At 60.1% G+C, this 14,557-nt stretch carries 12 protein-coding genes and 1 tRNA gene; 6 read left to right on the forward strand and 7 right to left on the reverse strand.

Annotated elements, in window-relative coordinates; translation table 11 throughout:
* Positions 1–13: 13 nt before the first annotated feature.
* Positions 14–87: transfer RNA gene (locus CRD13_RS00180), tRNA-Pro, on the forward strand.
* An 85-nt stretch (positions 88–172) separates the two neighbouring features.
* Here CRD13_RS00180 and rraA read toward each other — a convergent pair.
* Positions 173–646, reverse strand: a complete 474-nt coding sequence (gene rraA / locus CRD13_RS00185; RefSeq protein ID WP_016422839.1) for a ribonuclease E activity regulator RraA — start codon at positions 644–646, stop codon at positions 173–175.
* A 190-nt stretch (positions 647–836) separates the two neighbouring features.
* Here rraA and secA2 point away from each other — a divergent pair, with 190 nt between their 5' ends.
* From secA2 to CRD13_RS00210, 5 genes are all read left to right on the forward strand, one after another.
* Positions 837–3,116 (forward strand): accessory Sec system translocase SecA2, encoded by a 2,280-nt coding sequence (gene secA2, locus CRD13_RS00190; RefSeq protein ID WP_187401152.1) that lies wholly within the window; start codon positions 837–839, stop codon positions 3,114–3,116.
* A 238-nt stretch (positions 3,117–3,354) separates the two neighbouring features.
* Entirely contained in the window at positions 3,355–3,780 is a 426-nt protein-coding gene (odhI, locus tag CRD13_RS00195) for an oxoglutarate dehydrogenase inhibitor Odhl (RefSeq protein ID WP_016422837.1), read from the forward strand.
* Positions 3,781–3,850: 70 nt separating this feature from the next.
* Positions 3,851–4,609, forward strand: a complete 759-nt coding sequence (locus CRD13_RS00200; protein ID WP_049170471.1) for a MerR family transcriptional regulator — start codon at positions 3,851–3,853, stop codon at positions 4,607–4,609.
* A gap of 45 nt (positions 4,610–4,654) precedes the next feature.
* Positions 4,655–5,254, forward strand: coding sequence for a bifunctional nuclease family protein (locus tag CRD13_RS00205; protein WP_070546170.1), 600 nt, complete (start codon positions 4,655–4,657; stop codon positions 5,252–5,254).
* A gap of 388 nt (positions 5,255–5,642) precedes the next feature.
* Positions 5,643–6,146, forward strand: coding sequence for a MerR family transcriptional regulator (locus tag CRD13_RS00210; protein WP_172620271.1), 504 nt, complete (start codon positions 5,643–5,645; stop codon positions 6,144–6,146).
* A 144-nt stretch (positions 6,147–6,290) separates the two neighbouring features.
* Here CRD13_RS00210 and CRD13_RS00215 read toward each other — a convergent pair whose 3' ends face one another.
* From CRD13_RS00215 to CRD13_RS00240, 6 genes are all read right to left on the reverse strand, one after another.
* The gene (locus tag CRD13_RS00215) at positions 6,291–7,889 is read right to left on the reverse strand and encodes a hypothetical protein (protein WP_187401153.1); all 1,599 of its coding nucleotides are present in this window, start codon (positions 7,887–7,889) and stop codon (positions 6,291–6,293) included.
* Positions 7,890–7,986: 97 nt separating this feature from the next.
* On the reverse strand, positions 7,987–8,904 hold the full coding sequence (locus tag CRD13_RS00220) for a 3-methyladenine DNA glycosylase (protein ID WP_069359512.1): 918 nt from the start codon (positions 8,902–8,904) through the stop codon (positions 7,987–7,989).
* Positions 8,901–10,115 (reverse strand): hemolysin family protein, encoded by a 1,215-nt coding sequence (locus CRD13_RS00225; protein WP_187401154.1) that lies wholly within the window; start codon positions 10,113–10,115, stop codon positions 8,901–8,903. Before CRD13_RS00225 ends, CRD13_RS00220 begins: the two co-directional genes overlap by 4 nt.
* A complete protein-coding gene (locus CRD13_RS00230) occupies positions 10,112–11,497 on the reverse strand; it encodes a hemolysin family protein (RefSeq protein WP_016422831.1) in 1,386 nt (461 codons plus the stop codon). Before CRD13_RS00230 ends, CRD13_RS00225 begins: the two co-directional genes overlap by 4 nt.
* Before the next feature lie 3 nt (positions 11,498–11,500).
* Positions 11,501–12,835, reverse strand: a complete 1,335-nt coding sequence (locus CRD13_RS00235) for a DEAD/DEAH box helicase (RefSeq protein ID WP_222864994.1) — start codon at positions 12,833–12,835, stop codon at positions 11,501–11,503.
* A gap of 80 nt (positions 12,836–12,915) precedes the next feature.
* Positions 12,916–14,529 carry a bifunctional hydroxymethylpyrimidine kinase/phosphomethylpyrimidine kinase gene (locus CRD13_RS00240; protein ID WP_049193543.1) on the reverse strand — a complete coding sequence of 538 codons (1,614 nt, stop codon included), beginning with the start codon at positions 14,527–14,529 and terminating at the stop codon, positions 12,916–12,918.
* Positions 14,530–14,557 lie beyond the last annotated feature (28 nt).

Raw genomic sequence — 14,557 nt, forward strand, 5'->3', positions numbered from 1 at the left:
ACTTTCGTGCACGCGGGCTGTAGCGCAGTTTGGTAGCGCACCTCACTGGGGGTGAGGGGGTCGTCGGTTCAAATCCGGTCAGCCCGACAAAAATAGCCGCCGTCTTCTGGAAGATTCCGGGAGGCGGCGGCTTTGTTTACGGCTTTTGTTTGCCGTCTAGCGCGCGATGCTACTAGCGCACGACAATACCGTCGGAGTCAGCGTAGAGCGTCTCGCCCGGAACGAAGTCGATGCCGCCGAAGGAGACAACGACGTCGCGCTCGCCCTCGCCGGTCTTGGTGGACTTGCGCGGGTTGGTGCCAAGCGCCTTGCAGCCGAAGTCCATCTCGCCAATCAGCTTGGAGTCGCGAATCGCGCCGTTGACGACCACACCAGCCCAGCCATTGTCCTTGCCGAGCCCCGCAATAACGTCACCGACCAGCGCCGTGTGCACAGAAGCGTCACCGTCGATGACAAGCACGCCACCCTCCGACGGTTCGGAGAGGACCTTCTTCAGCAGCGCGTTGTCCTGGAAACACTTGACCGTGGAGATCTTGCCGCAGAACTCCACGCGACCGCCGAGGTTACGCATCTGGGTATCGCAGGAACGCACGTCCGGGCCGATCTCGTCAACCAGGTCAGCGGTGGGGATGAATTCGATTGCCATAGGGGATTCAAGTCCTTCCGAAAATTGCTCGCATCAAGTGTTAAACCCATTGTTTCAAACTCAAGATGTGACTAAAGACATATGGTGCAAATTCGCTGGCAGCGATTGACACTCCGAAGGCCGGCCCAGATTGATTACTCTGGTGAGTCAGAACGCGCCGACAACCACACGCGCGCAGGAAGGGTAGAAGATGGCTGGGTTTAATTGGTTTTGGAAGGCTCTTAGCGGCAAGCAAGGGCGCAACCAAAAACGCAGCGTAGGGCTGGTGGCACGCGCCGCTGAGCTCGAGCCGCAGGTACAGGCGCTTTCCGACGCCGACCTCGCCGACTTCACCCGCCAACACGCCACCGACGCACCGGAGCTTTTAGCCGCGCTCCGCGAAGTCTCCCAGCGCACCCTGTCCATGCGCCCCTTCGATGTGCAGCTGCAAGGCGCACTGGCGCTCATGGAGGGAGACGTCGTCCAGATGGCCACCGGTGAGGGCAAGACCCTCTCCGGCGCCCTGGCTGCAGCAGGGTTCGCGCTGCGTGGCCACCGCGTGCATTCCGTGACCGTCAACGACTACCTCGCAGGCCGCGACGCGCAGTGGATGCAACCGCTGTTCGGGTTCCTAGGGCTCTCGGTGGCGGCTATTTCGCCGCAGGAGGGACCGGGGGAGCGTCGTAAAGCATATGCGGCAGACATCGTCTACGCCGCCGTCAACGAACTCGGCTTCGACGTTCTGCGCGACCGCTGCGCGCCGGCCATCGAAGACCGCGTGCAGTCGCCCGCTGACGTCGCCATCATCGACGAAGCCGACTCCGTGTTGGTCGATGAAGCGCTAGTCCCGCTCGTGCTTGCCGGCAATGAGCCGGGCACCGCACCGACCGGACAGATCACCGACGTGGTGCGTCGCCTGCAGCTCGGCGACGACTACACCGTCGACGAAGGCCGCCGCAACGTCTTCCTCACCGATACCGGCGCCGCACGCGTCGAACGCCTGCTTGGCATCGGCTCGCTGTACGACGCCGAACATGTCGGCACCACCCTGGTTCAGGTCAACGTTGCACTGCACGCTCACGAGTTGCTGCAGCGCGATGTCGACTACATCGTGCGCGATGGCAAGGTACAGCTCATCGACGCCTCGAAGGGACGCGTGGCGGAACTGCAGCGGTGGCCGGACGGTCTGCAAGCGGCGGTAGAGGCCAAGGAGGGCCTGCAGGTCTCTGAGGGCGGCCGAATCCTCGACTCCATGACCATCCAGCAACTCGTCGGCCGCTACGACATCACCTGCGGTATGACCGGCACCGCCACCTCCGCGGGAGACCAGTTCCGCGAGTTTTACGGACTCCACGTCTCCGTCATCGAACCCAACGTCCCATGCATTCGTGACGACGAGCCCGACCGCATCTACGCCACCACCGACGACGCGTTCGCCGCGCTTGTCGACGAGGTCGTGGAACTCAACGGCACTGGTCGACCAATACTCGTAGGCACCCGTGACGTGGCGGAATCGGAACGACTAGCCGATGCGCTGGTCCTGCGCGGCATCGAATCCTCGGTGCTGAACGCGAAAAATGACGAGCTGGAGGCCCAAGTCATCGCCAATGCTGGCGATATTGGCCGCGTCACAGTATCCACCCAGATGGCCGGACGAGGAACCGACATCCGTCTCGGCGGGGCAGATGAATCCAACCGCGATGCGGTCGTTGAGCGCGGTGGACTATGCGTCATTGGCCTGGGGAAGCACCGCACTGACCGACTGGACAATCAGCTGCGTGGCCGCGCCGGGCGCCAGGGCGATCCGGGCTCGTCGGTGTTCTTTGTCTCCCTGGATGATCCGGTGATTTCCGAGGGCGCTGCTGGCGAGACGCTGAGCGTGCTTCCCGAGGACGATGGCCGCGTCCGGGATAAGAGGGCCTATCAGTTCATCGACCGCGCACAGCGAGTGACAGAGGCGACCATGCTGTCGATTCATGCGACGACATGGAAGTACAACAAGCTCATCGGTGACCAGCGCGAGATTCTGGATGAGCGCCGGGAGAAGCTGCTGACTACGAATGCTGCCTGGGAAGAACTGTCCAAGTTGGCATCGGCGCGGGCGAAGGAAGTCGAATCCGCAATCGGGCGCGATGTCGCCGAGGACGCTGCCCGGGAAATCATGCTGAGCCACCTGGATCGCGGATGGTCGGACCACCTGGCGGATCTGGATGACCTGCGGGAGTCGATTCACCTGCGCGCGCTGGCTAAGGAAAGCCCCATTGATGAGTTCCACCGCGCCGCCATCGGCGCCTTTAAGAACCTGGTGAACAATGCCGTTACCGAGTCGGTGCAGACCTTCCAGGAGGTCGAAATCGACGGCGAAGGCGCACATCTGGAGGACACGGGTCTTGCTCGCCCGAGCTCGACGTGGACTTACATGGTCAACGACAACCCATTGAGCAATGGTGGTGGCTCGGTCGTCGGCTCGATTGCCGCGATGTTTAGGTAAGCCGTAACCACAAGTTTGGTAACAATTTGAAAATATTTCTCAGGTGACCGGCCTAGGTACACCCACAGAGAAAGCTCTCAGATGTCGGTATTTACGCATATCAATCATGTTGTACATACCCTGTCGGTGAGCTGCGTCACAACATGGTTGGGATTAGATAACAACATGAAAGCGGTTGGGGCGCTATTATCTAAAAAGTAACGAGTAAATCGCCCAAGGTTATCCCGGAGGGAAAGATATGACTAGCAATAGCGGCCAGCCAGAGGCATCGGTCGAGACCACCTCGGTCTTCCGTGCAGATTTGCTGAAGGAAATGGAGTCCGGCTCTAACACGGACTCCACGGTCTCCGGTGTTGAAGGACTTCCGGCGGGCTCGGCACTCTTGGTTGTCAAGCGGGGGCCAAATGCGGGTTCGCGTTTCCTGCTCGATCAGGCAGTCACCACCGCTGGTCGTCACCCGGACAGCGACATCTTCCTCGATGATGTGACTGTTTCCCGTCGTCACGCAGAGTTCCGCAAGAACGGTGACTCCTACGAGGTCGTCGACGTGGGATCGCTGAACGGTACCTACGTTAACCGCGAGCCGAAGAACTCCGCGGTTCTGGCTAATGGTGACGAGGTTCAGGTCGGTAAGTTCCGCCTCGTCTTCCTGATCGGTAACTAATTCGACATCGGTTAATGTCGACGCCTGTCGGCATTAACCCCTTATTTTTGTAAAGGCTCGGAAAAGACCAGTGGCAGCAGTACGCAAATCAGCAGTTGCGCAGCCGGCGTCGTCGGAAAGCACTGCGAAGCAAGCACGCTCGGTGGGCAAGAAGAAGACCATCGGTGCTGTGCTGAAGGAAGTCAAGGTTGAGTTCCCTGATGTAACGCTGTCCAAAATTCGTTTTCTCGAGTCGGAGGGGCTGCTGTGCCCGTCGCGTAGCTCCTCGGGTTATCGTCGCTACAGCCAGGCGGACATTGACCGCCTGCGCTACATTCTCACCGTTCAGCGCGATAACTACTTGCCGCTGAAGGTTATTAAAGAGCAGCTCGACGAAATTGATGCGGGCAACGCTGGCGGCGACGGGCTGGCATCGGTCACTCCACTGGTGACGGCGGATCAGTTCCGCGAAGCCGCAGTGGTCTCGCTGACGCAGGCGGAGCTGGCAGAGCGCACCGGCGCTAGCGAGAAGTTCATCACTGAACTGGTTCGAGTGGGCCTGATTACTCCGGACACGCTGAACATGTTCGATGGCGATGACCTGCTCATCACTGAGACGGCGGTCAAGCTGGCTGAGTTTGGCCTGGATGCCCGCCACCTCAAAACTGTGCGTACCGCTGCGGCCCGTGAGGCAGATTTGGTGTCGCTCGCTGCTAGTCCGCTGAGTAAGTCGCGTGCAGCTAGCGGCAAGCAGAAGGCTGTGGAGATGGGCCGTGAGATGACTGCGCTGATGGTCACGCTGCACGGCACTTTGGTCAAGCGCCAGGTCAACAAGGACCTGGGGAAGTAGTCGGTAGTCCCGCGTAAATAGCGGCTCGCTACAATTATCGCTGTTATGGACGAAAAACTCGTAGAAGTCAAGTTTCTAGACTGGATGGCGCATCCTCCTGAGGACGATCCAGTGCTGCTCCTGCATGCCGAAGAGACCAATCGGATTATCCCGATTTGGATTGATTTGGCGACGGCGACGAAGTACTCCGCCCGTGAGACCGGCGCTACGCAGCGTCGCCCGGGCATGCATGAGGTCTTCGTCGATACGCTGGACATGGTGGGGCAGAGCGCCCTGCGCGGCCAGATTACGGGCGTGCATGAGGGCGTTTTCATCGCCAGCCTGGTGCTCGAAGGTGGCGCAGAGATTGATATGCGGCCCTCCGACCTCATCCTTATCGCTAGCGAGCTTGAGGTTCCGCTGTATGTCGCGCGTGATGTGCTCGACGCCACGTCGGTAGCGGCGCGTCTCGTCGCAACCAATGGCGGTTCGCTTGCCGACGAGTCGGAGACCGACTCCGTCGAGGCATCGGTGTCGGAGTTTGCGGAATTCCTCGACAGTATTGATGCTGACTACTTCGCCGAGCCGCATGGTGATGCGGAGGACAAGAAGTCTGATGGTGAAGCCGACGGTGGCGCCGATTCAGCTTCCGATGGCGACCGTTAAACGTGTGACTGGAGTGAATAACCGGTTACTTTTGAGGTAGTTGTGACGCTTATTTCCTCCGGCGTGTCGCTGAATGACCCCATAAAAGGGGTAACTTTTCGTAAGTTATAGTTTCATCCCGTCCTGCGGTTTTGCTCCCGGGTCGTGCTTGAGCTGGGGAAACTATGACTCCAAACTCTAAACCTTAACTTTAGGTTTAGAGATTCGGCGTGTCGTCCTGTGATGTATTGACAGCCGATTAACCTTGGCGAAAGATAAATAACGGCAGTGAAACTACCTCGGGAGAATTTATATGGTCGACGACAACAGCGGTTCGCTCTTTGGCGACAATGAGCTCCGTGCGTCGGACTCGCAAGAGCCACGCGCGGTTCAGGAATCCCTGTTCGACATGGGACCGGACGAGCAGGTTGGCTACCGCGTTCCTATCGCATGTCAGGTAGCGGGCATTTCTTACCGCCAGCTGGACTACTGGGCACGCACCAAGCTGGTGGAGCCTTCTATCCGTACCGCCAAGGGCTCGGGTACCCAGCGTCTGTACTCCTTCCGCGACATCCTCGTTTTGAAGATTGTTCGCGGTCTGCTGGACACCGGTATTTCCCTGCAGAACATCCGTCTGGCTGTCGACCGCCTGCGCGACCTCGGCGTCGATGACCTGGCTACCATCACTCTGGTTTCCGACGGTCGCACCGTCTACCAGTGCCGCTCCAATGAAGAGGTCATCGACCTGCTCAACGGTGGCCAGGGAGTGTTCGGCATTGCTGTCCCGGGCATTATGAAGGAACTGACTGGCACCATCGCCTCCTTCCCGTCTGAGCGTATCGATGGTACTCAGGAGAACCCAGGCACTGGCATCGACGAGCTGGCTGAGCGTCGTCGCCGTCGCATCTCCTAACAGCCAACTATTTGGCTGGATAGCGGCGTTGCTGCTACGGCCGCCGCTCAAATAGCCGAAACAAACTAAACGAAAACCGCCTTCCACAACTGGTTCCGTCTTACCTCTCCCGAGGTTGGACCAGATGGAGGCGGTTTTTTCTGCTTACTCCGTACCGATAGCCGCAGCCAACTGAGAGGCCAGGCCATCGCCGTAGTCAGCCGCAATGCGCAGAGAGCCAGTGGTCATATTTGCCACTTCCTGCAGCTCGGGGCTGGAGCTGTCCCCGTCGGGAAGCACGATGACCTCAATCGTTACCGGGCGGTCCGGGCTAATGAGTTCCTTAATCCTCTCGACAGACTCGGCGGCATCGGCGCCCGAGGCATCGCGACCCGAGGTGAGCACGACGAGACGGTTCGGCTTGTCAGGGGAGTAGGTGTCCCGGGCGGCCTGGTAGGCATCGATAAGCGCTGGCCAGAACTGTGCCTCACCACCGGCCGGAAGTTCGGCCAGCGAACCCTTTACGGCTTCCGCGCCGTTGTTGGCCTCGTCATCGGGCGCGGGAAGTTCCGCGAGGCGGTTCACCTCGGGTGCGAATGTCCACAGGCCGTATCGGCCGCCAGGTGCCGCATCGATAGCGCCGGAAAGTGCCGCAGACAGCGCCCCAACATCGACGCCCTCGGAGGTGTCAGCGAGCAGGAGCGCCGAACCCACCGCAGTTGCGGGCTGTTGCGCGTCCGGCTGCTCCAGTGCTGGCGGCAGCGCAAAAGAATCCGTCTGAATCTGCGAGAGCACTCCAAAGTTCTCCGCTACTTCAGGGCTGAAAGTGCTCTCAGCAGCTTCGCCGTCGGCGCCGTGATCTGCTGCGAAGTTGCGGAAGTCCTCGGCCGCGCGAGCCGTGTTCTCGTCGATTTTGCCGCCGGAGCCAAAGGTGACAACTGGCGCGTGCAACTGGGGTGCGTCCGCAGGGGAGACCAGCTTCAGCCCCTCGCCGGCCATCTGCAGCATGGGCTGGGTTGCGGCCACGCCGTCGAAATCAGCGACGTTCTGGCTGAGCATGGTCAGCAGAGTATTGGAGGTGTAGACCTCACCCAAGCCCGCGCGTTCGCGAGCGACGTCCGGGCCACCGCCAAGTCGAGCACTAATCACGGCCGACAGTGCCGCATCGGAGCCACCTGGGGCGGCCACGCGCAATCCTGCAAGCTCTTCCCAGGTGGCGTTGTTCAGCTGGTCAGCACGATTGGTTGTGAAGGCCACGCCGCTGGCAATCGGCGGCAACCACGTCTTGGGGTTGTTGACCTTGACCTTGTCTGAGTTCTTCGCCTGGTCCACAAAAGAGATATCGGCGGGAATCCAGACTCCCGGAGTCATAATTCCAGTACCGGCTTCACCCGCAGCGGGGTCCTCCGGAGCTCCCTCACCAGCTTCAGCACCGCCAGCCTCAGACAGGGCGTTCACAACCTCCTGCGAGCCCGCCACCGTAATCTGTGGCCGCACACAGAAGTCCCTCACCACGGGATTCGACTCGCCATAGTCCTGCACAAGTTTCTGTGCCGAGCCCACCGCAGCAGGATCAGCGGTCACCACCAGCGTCAGGTCACCCTTCGTACACCGTGCACGGTCAGCATCAATCGACGAATCGTTGCTCTTGCGCAGATTAACCCAGGCAAAAACCGCAGCGACCAAAACAATTACGACCAAGACGGCAATAAAAGGCCCCTTAGCCACTCGATAGTTGTTCTCACCCGAGGCGTGTCGTCCCATGTCGTTCTAGCCCTTTCTATGCTGAGTGTGCTCGGCACTGCCGACTCGCAGCAGACCTCGTCGTAAAGCACAAACGCGCACGTAACTCCTGCCAACTTTACTGCGTGGACAATGCGACATCTACCACTTCGAGAAGACGGCCGCGCAGAACATCGGCACGCGCACTGAGCTCACGCTGGCGGCGGACGTACTCGGCCTTGCCTTCGGGCGTTTCGATGCGAATGGGCGCAAAACCCCAATCCCGCAGATCGTAGGGAGCGGCGCGCATATCCAACTCACGGGCACTGCACGCGAGCTCGAAAGTATCCAGCCACAGGTCGCCGGGGACCGCCTCGCCGAGCTTGGTCGCCCATTTATACAAGTCCATGTTGGCGTGCAGACACCCCATCTGCTCACAGTGCGGCTGTGTCTCGCGCGTCGGGGCAAACTCGTTGAGCGGCACGGCGTCGGGCGTGAAGAAACGGAAGGCGTCGAAGTGCGTACATCGAACCGTGTGGGCCTCGACGACCTCGTCCGTGCCTGCCTGACCCAGCCGCAGTGGCTCCGGATGACGATGCTCCGGCTGGCGATACACCATCGCCCATTCATGCAGGCCAAAGCAGTCAAAGTGCGCCGGATTCGCGCGCGTCGAACGCAACAGATTGCCGATGTACGCCACCGTCGTACCTCGCTTATCGACGTACGCCGAAACATCCATGCGCGCCGTCCCAGAGGCGGTATCGGTGGGCTCCTTGCGGGCAGGGCTATCGGTAGTGTCGTCCGTGTCGAGGGTAAAGAACTTCAGGTGACTGATGTCTTTGGCCGTCGCACCGGGAAGATCTACGCCGATGCCCGGTGACCAGCGGCGGAGTTGGCCGGGTTTAACGGGGTAGTACTCGAAGATGAAGTCCCAGACCGGGTGGCGCTGGCCGCGACTGCGACGGGACAGGCGGTCGCGGGTCAGGACATCGACGCGGGCGATATGCCTTGCTTTGGCTTCACGCCAATCGAAAGACGAATCGGGCGTAGGCGTCACGGCTGGCGCCCCTGCGTGCTGCCCGGTCGGGTCCGGGGCTGGTTCACGGTCGAGTGCTGCTTTGGCGCACCGCTGCGACGCGGGGAGACCTCGTGGGTCCAGTCGCGCACGACACCGACCTGCTCCTCGATGAGGTCCTCCAGAGCCACGATGCCGATCTGCTCCGCGCCGGAGAAAGCACCAGTCTTCGGAGCGATGCTTGCCGGGGCGTTTGCGCGCAGGTGCGGCTTTGGCATGCGAGCGCGTACAGCCACTGCCATGTGGGCGCTGTAGCGGCGCATGATGCGCAATCCCTCATCCAGCGTGGCATCGATCGGAATCTCAATCATCGGGCGAATCTCGTCATCGGGGATGGCTGTCTCTGGGCCGGAGGCAGGATCCATGACGCGGTCGAGGACATCTTTCACGTGAACATAGCCGCGGTACTCGTTGGGTTCATTGTTGGCTGCAGCGACGGGGAACCGGGAGAATCCAGTTTCGGTGACCGCCGTCTCTAGGTCGCCCACAGTCGGTGCGGTGGGGAGGCGCCGAATTTGCTCGTGCGGAATCAGTACCTCCTCAATGGTGCGCGTGGCCGAAGCCAGTGTGCGACGAAGGCGGACGTGCTCCTCGCTGTCAAGGAGCCCCTCTTGACGAGACTCCGCAATCATCGATGCCAACTCAGTGGAATCGACAGTGGTGTCGAGCTCATCGCGCTGCTCAATGCCGAACAGCCTCAGCGTATGGCGAGCCATCCAGTTAAACAGCAGCAACAGCGGCTTGGTCAAGCGGTAGAAGACCATGTGAACAGGAATAAGCAGCATGGCCATCGTTTCCGGTCCTGCCAGCGCGATATTCTTCGGCACCATCTCACCGAGCATGATGTGCAGCACTGACACCAGCATCAATGCGATGGCAAAGCTCAGCGGGTGCAGCAGCGACTCCGGAATACCCATGGCGTGGAAAGGAGCTTCCAGCAGATGTGCCAGCGCCGGTTCAGAGACCTTACCCAGCAGTAGCGAGGCAATGGTGATGCCCAGCTGTGCGGCGGCGAGCATCATCGACAGGTGCTCAGAAGCATTGATAACTGTGCGTGCGCGCTTCTTTCCCTGAGCCAGCAGCGCTTCCAAACGGTCACGGCGCGCAGCAATAAGTGAGAACTCCGCGCCCACGAAAAACGCGTTGACCAACAACAAGAAGAAAGTCAGGAGGATTCCAAACCAGTCACTCATAGGTTGAACATCTCCTTAGCGCGCTCGTTGGTCACAGGAATCAAAATGGCACGGTCCACGCGGCGGTCATCCATCGCCAGAATGCGGGCGTACCAGCGTCCGGCGATACCCGATTCGAACTCGTCCATGAAGTCGCGTTCGGTCTCTGGCAGCAGGACGACGTCACCGACCTCCGGGATGCGACCGAGCGCAAACATAATCAAGCCACCGAGCGTTTCGAAGCTACCTTCTGGGGCGAAGTATCCGACCTTGGTCGGCAGCTCGTCGGTACGCACAAGGCCAGAGCAGTTCCAACCTTCGATCGCGCGTTTGACTTCCTGCTCGGACTCCTTGTCGTCGTACTCATCCCAGACCTCGCCAAGAATTTCCTCGACGACATCCTCGATGGTGACAATGCCGGCGATGCCGCCGTACTCGTCCGCGACCAGCGCAATCTGCGAACCGGCCGAACGCACGGCCTCCAGCACGGCATCGCCGTCCAGCGACTGCGGCAGCGTCGGCACAGGCCGTGCAATCTCCCGCATGGTGGTGGTTGAACGCTTCGCCGCAGGCACCGCAAATGCGTCCTTGACGTGGACAACACCGACAGTGGCATCGAGGTCTCCGTCAGTAATGGGGAAGCGGGAATGCCCCGATTCGATAGCGACAGCCAGCAGGTCCAGCGCCGTGTCATCGACATCGAGGGAGGTAATCGTCGACCGCGGCGTCATTAGGTCCTCCGCCGTCGTTTCGCCAAAGCGTAACGACGACTCGAGCACAGCGGCCTTCGACTCATCCAATGCCCCCTGCTCCGCAGAATTGCGCACCAGTGCTTCCAGCTCCTGCGGGGAACGCGCCGAAGCCAACTCATCCGCCGGTTCAATACCGAGCTTGCGCACCAGCCAGTTCGCCGTAGCATTCAGCGAATGGATGAAGTAATGGAACACCCAGTTAAACGCCATCACCGGACGAGCCGTAACTCGCGCTACTGCCAACGGCTCTGTAATCGCGACATTCTTTGGCACCAATTCGCCGTAGACCATCGACAACATCGTGGCCACAATGAGCGCAAGAATCAGCGCGGTCGGTCCCGCTGCAGACTCGCTGAGCCCCATCCAATGCAACATCGGCGTGAAGTACTGCGCCAGCACCGGTTCCGCGAGGAAACCAGTTGCCAGTGTCGTCAACGTAATGCCCAGCTGTGCACCGGAGAGGTGGAAGGACAGTCGATTATGCGCCTTGTGAACGGCCTCAGCAGGTGCATCCGCTGAACGGGCGCGGTCGGCGTCAATCGTAGACCGCTCCAGTCCCGTCAGCGCGAATTCAAACGCCACAAAGAGGCCGGTGCCAGCGGTTAGCGCGATAAAGCCGACAACCGCGACAATATTGAGAACAATATCCACTGATTATCTCTTCTTCTTTTTCCCTCGCTTGGGGCGGTGTACGCGACCGCCAGCACGATTCTTTCCGCTTGCCGACGAACCGCCGCGCCCGCGGTAACCGGCACCACCAGCACCGCCTGCCGATTGGCTCTGATCTTGACGAGCCCGGCGCGGACGCCGTGCGCCCAGTTCCTTGACAAATCGCGGCAGTCCCGGAGCGGCGCGCAGCTCTTCAGCTTCAACGCCGGCCCCTGCCAGCAGCTCGCGGGCCTGATCAACCTGGCGGTCACGCACAATCATCGCTACCGTGCCGGAAGCACCTGCACGAGCCGTCCGACCAGAGCGGTGAATATACGTCGCGGAATCCCTTGGCGGATCCGCGTGCACAACCAAGTCAAGAGCATCGATATCAATGCCACGAGCGGCCACATCCGTGGTGACGAGGACATTGATTTCACCGTCGGCAAAGGCCTTGAGGACCGCGCGGCGAGTTGCCTGGCCGCGATCGCCGTGGAGGAAACCTAACTTGATGTCATAGAACTGTAGAAACTTAGCCAGCTGCACGACACGCGCCTTAGAGTTGGCGAAGATGACGCACTGATCCTTGCGGGAGGCAATCCAGGCGACCACTTCGTCGGCTTCGTTGTTGTCCTCCACCCGAAGTAACAGATGCCGCATATTGCGCATGGTCAACCGGGAGGCAGTGACCTTGTGCTTCGCAACTTCAGTGCTACTTGCGCGACGATCGCGAATAAGCCCCGCGGCGTCGTCGTTAATCGTGGCGGAAAAAACCATGCGCTGTGCCGACTTCGGGCACGCACGGACCAGGCCCAGAACATCGGGCAGAAAGCCCATGTCAGCGAGCATGTCCGCTTCGTCAACGACAACAGCGAGGACGTGCTCAAGGCTGAGGAGACCGCGGCGGCGCAAATCGTGTGCGCGACCCGGTGTGACCACAGCGATATCGACTGGTGCCGCGAGCAGAGTCTGCTGCTTGGCCACGGAGTCACCGCCGACCAAGCTCAAGACACGCAGACCTGCAGCGGCACCGATGTCAGCGAGGACATCAGCAATCTGATCTGCGAGTTCGCGCGTTGGCGAAATAATGAGCGCGCGCGGGTAACCGGGAAGCGCTGGAGAGGCGTTATTGAGTAACGCGACCAGCGGAATGCCGAATGCGAGCGTTTTGCCCGAGCCTGTGGGGGCCTGTGCGAGAACGTCCTTGCCAGCGAAAGCATCTGGCAAAGTCGCCACCTGCACGGCGGTAGGCGAAGTTATGTGCTGGGCACGCAGAATACTCACAATCGCTTCCGGCGTGCCCAACTGTCTGAAATCACTGGACTCAGCAGGAGGGGGCATGCTTGTTAGAATACCGCTATCCCCGGACAGCCATGCAATAGGCACGTCCGGTGAGCTTGAAAACTACCGTCCCATGACATTTACCAACCGCGACCCGGTTGCGCATAGGCCTCGCGCTCAAGAATGGCGGCTCGACGGAAGATGTTGCGGATGGATTTGAGCTCCGCATCGCTGGCCGTGGACATATTCTTTTCAAGGACCTCGAGAGCCTGCTGAACACTGTCAACATACTCGGGGTCGGAATACACCTCCACCCAGTTCGCGATCGCGGAATCCCCATCAACCAGCGATTTTCCTTGCAGAGTCAGCTCGGTTGCAATCCACATTTCGGCGACGATACTGGTTACGGCGACCCGATATGGGTTGAAAGCGCTACAGGAAGAATGCACGTCCAGCAAAAGCTGCGTGATGGTTGTCGGCTCGATGTCCTCGAGCGCCGAAGAAGTCTCTTCCAGCGCGTTATTGCTCAATTCCAACGCACGCACCAGGGCTTCCTGTGCGAGTGACGACCACAGAACCTGTTCCTTAGCGCAGGGTGCTTTGGTTGCCAGATGCGACAGGACTGGGAAAACTTGGTGCAAGTACCAGGCCTCTTGCGCTACGAAGAAGTTGGTTTCGTCCGAGGAAAGGTCGCCGCGGAGCATCGTGGGGACGCTGAACATTCCGCCAATCTCGGCAACGATGTCCTCGATGTCCCGCCACAGCTGGGAAGTAAAGGGGCCCGCCGGCGCAATCTGGAGTGAGTGGCCGAAGAAAGATTCCAGCTCCTTCGGCGTCTGCTCAGTATCAGTGCCTTCGATGGCCGCCGGGTAAAAACTAGAGTTCAGATGCACTGGTTGCATTCGGCGAAGCGCGACCTTTTCCAGGCGACGAGCCCTGTGGCCGTGGTCAATGGGGCCGTGCCCCTGGCCGACGTTGAGGTTATCCGCGAAACGAATGGACTCGCTGAGCCAGCGCGTAGTCCAGCGCAGGGCATCATTAATCGCAGAGCCCCCACCAATCCGTGTGGCAAGAGCTGCGGACAGCGAACAACCCGTGCCATGGGTGTTCTCAGTGTGAATGCGGGGAGAAGAGCTGAAGAAAACCTGGCCATCGGGGAAGGCCACGGCATTGCCGGCTTCCTCATCACTTAAGTGACCAGTCTTTGCAATCACGATGACATCGTTCTTGCTCGCGAACTCCAGCGCCTGCTCAATCAGCTCAGTGAAGTCGCTGGCCTCCGGGGCGTCGGCAAGCAATGCCAGTTCGGGAACATTCGGCGTGATGACGGTGGCTTCCGCGACCAAGTCACGCATTGCGTCCATGGCATCTTCGTCAAGCAGACGGTCGCCAGAGGTGGCGACCATAACCGGATCGAGAACAACCACGGCTGGCTTGGTCTCCCGAACCCAGTTGGTGACGGCCTGCGTGAGTTCGCGTGAACCCAACATGCCAATCTTCACCGCGTCGATGGTGACATCCTCAGTTACAGCAGCCAGCTGCTCGACGAGGAAGTCAACAGGTGGGGTGTGGACGGCACGAACGCCCACGGTGTTCTGAGATACCAAAGCGGTGACCACGCCCATACCATAACCACCGGCGGCGGCGATTGATTTTAAATCGGCATGGAGCCCAGCGCCACCTGTTGGGTCTGTGCCGGCGATGGAAAGAACTCGTGGCACAAAATCAGGCTTTGCCTTCTTGGGAAATGGCATCTCAGACCCCTTTTAACTTCAAGAGCGT

Source organism: Corynebacterium sp. LK26 (assembly GCF_014335085.1).
Taxonomy (GTDB): Bacteria; Actinomycetota; Actinomycetes; order Mycobacteriales; family Mycobacteriaceae; genus Corynebacterium; species Corynebacterium jeikeium_D.

Coding starts and splice junctions, on each gene's coding strand:
- rraA (WP_016422839.1), bottom strand. CDS start 646: ATGGCAATCGAATTCATCCCCACCGCTGACCTGGTTGACGAGATCGGC.
- secA2 (WP_187401152.1), top strand. CDS start 837: ATGGCTGGGTTTAATTGGTTTTGGAAGGCTCTTAGCGGCAAGCAAGGG.
- odhI (WP_016422837.1), top strand. CDS start 3,355: ATGACTAGCAATAGCGGCCAGCCAGAGGCATCGGTCGAGACCACCTCG.
- CRD13_RS00205 (WP_070546170.1), top strand. CDS start 4,655: ATGGACGAAAAACTCGTAGAAGTCAAGTTTCTAGACTGGATGGCGCAT.
- CRD13_RS00210 (WP_172620271.1), top strand. CDS start 5,643: ATGGGACCGGACGAGCAGGTTGGCTACCGCGTTCCTATCGCATGTCAG.
- CRD13_RS00215 (WP_187401153.1), bottom strand. CDS start 7,889: ATGGGACGACACGCCTCGGGTGAGAACAACTATCGAGTGGCTAAGGGG.
- CRD13_RS00225 (WP_187401154.1), bottom strand. CDS start 10,115: ATGAGTGACTGGTTTGGAATCCTCCTGACTTTCTTCTTGTTGTTGGTC.
- CRD13_RS00235 (WP_222864994.1), bottom strand. CDS start 12,835: ATGCCCCCTCCTGCTGAGTCCAGTGATTTCAGACAGTTGGGCACGCCG.
- CRD13_RS00240 (WP_049193543.1), bottom strand. CDS start 14,529: ATGCCATTTCCCAAGAAGGCAAAGCCTGATTTTGTGCCACGAGTTCTT.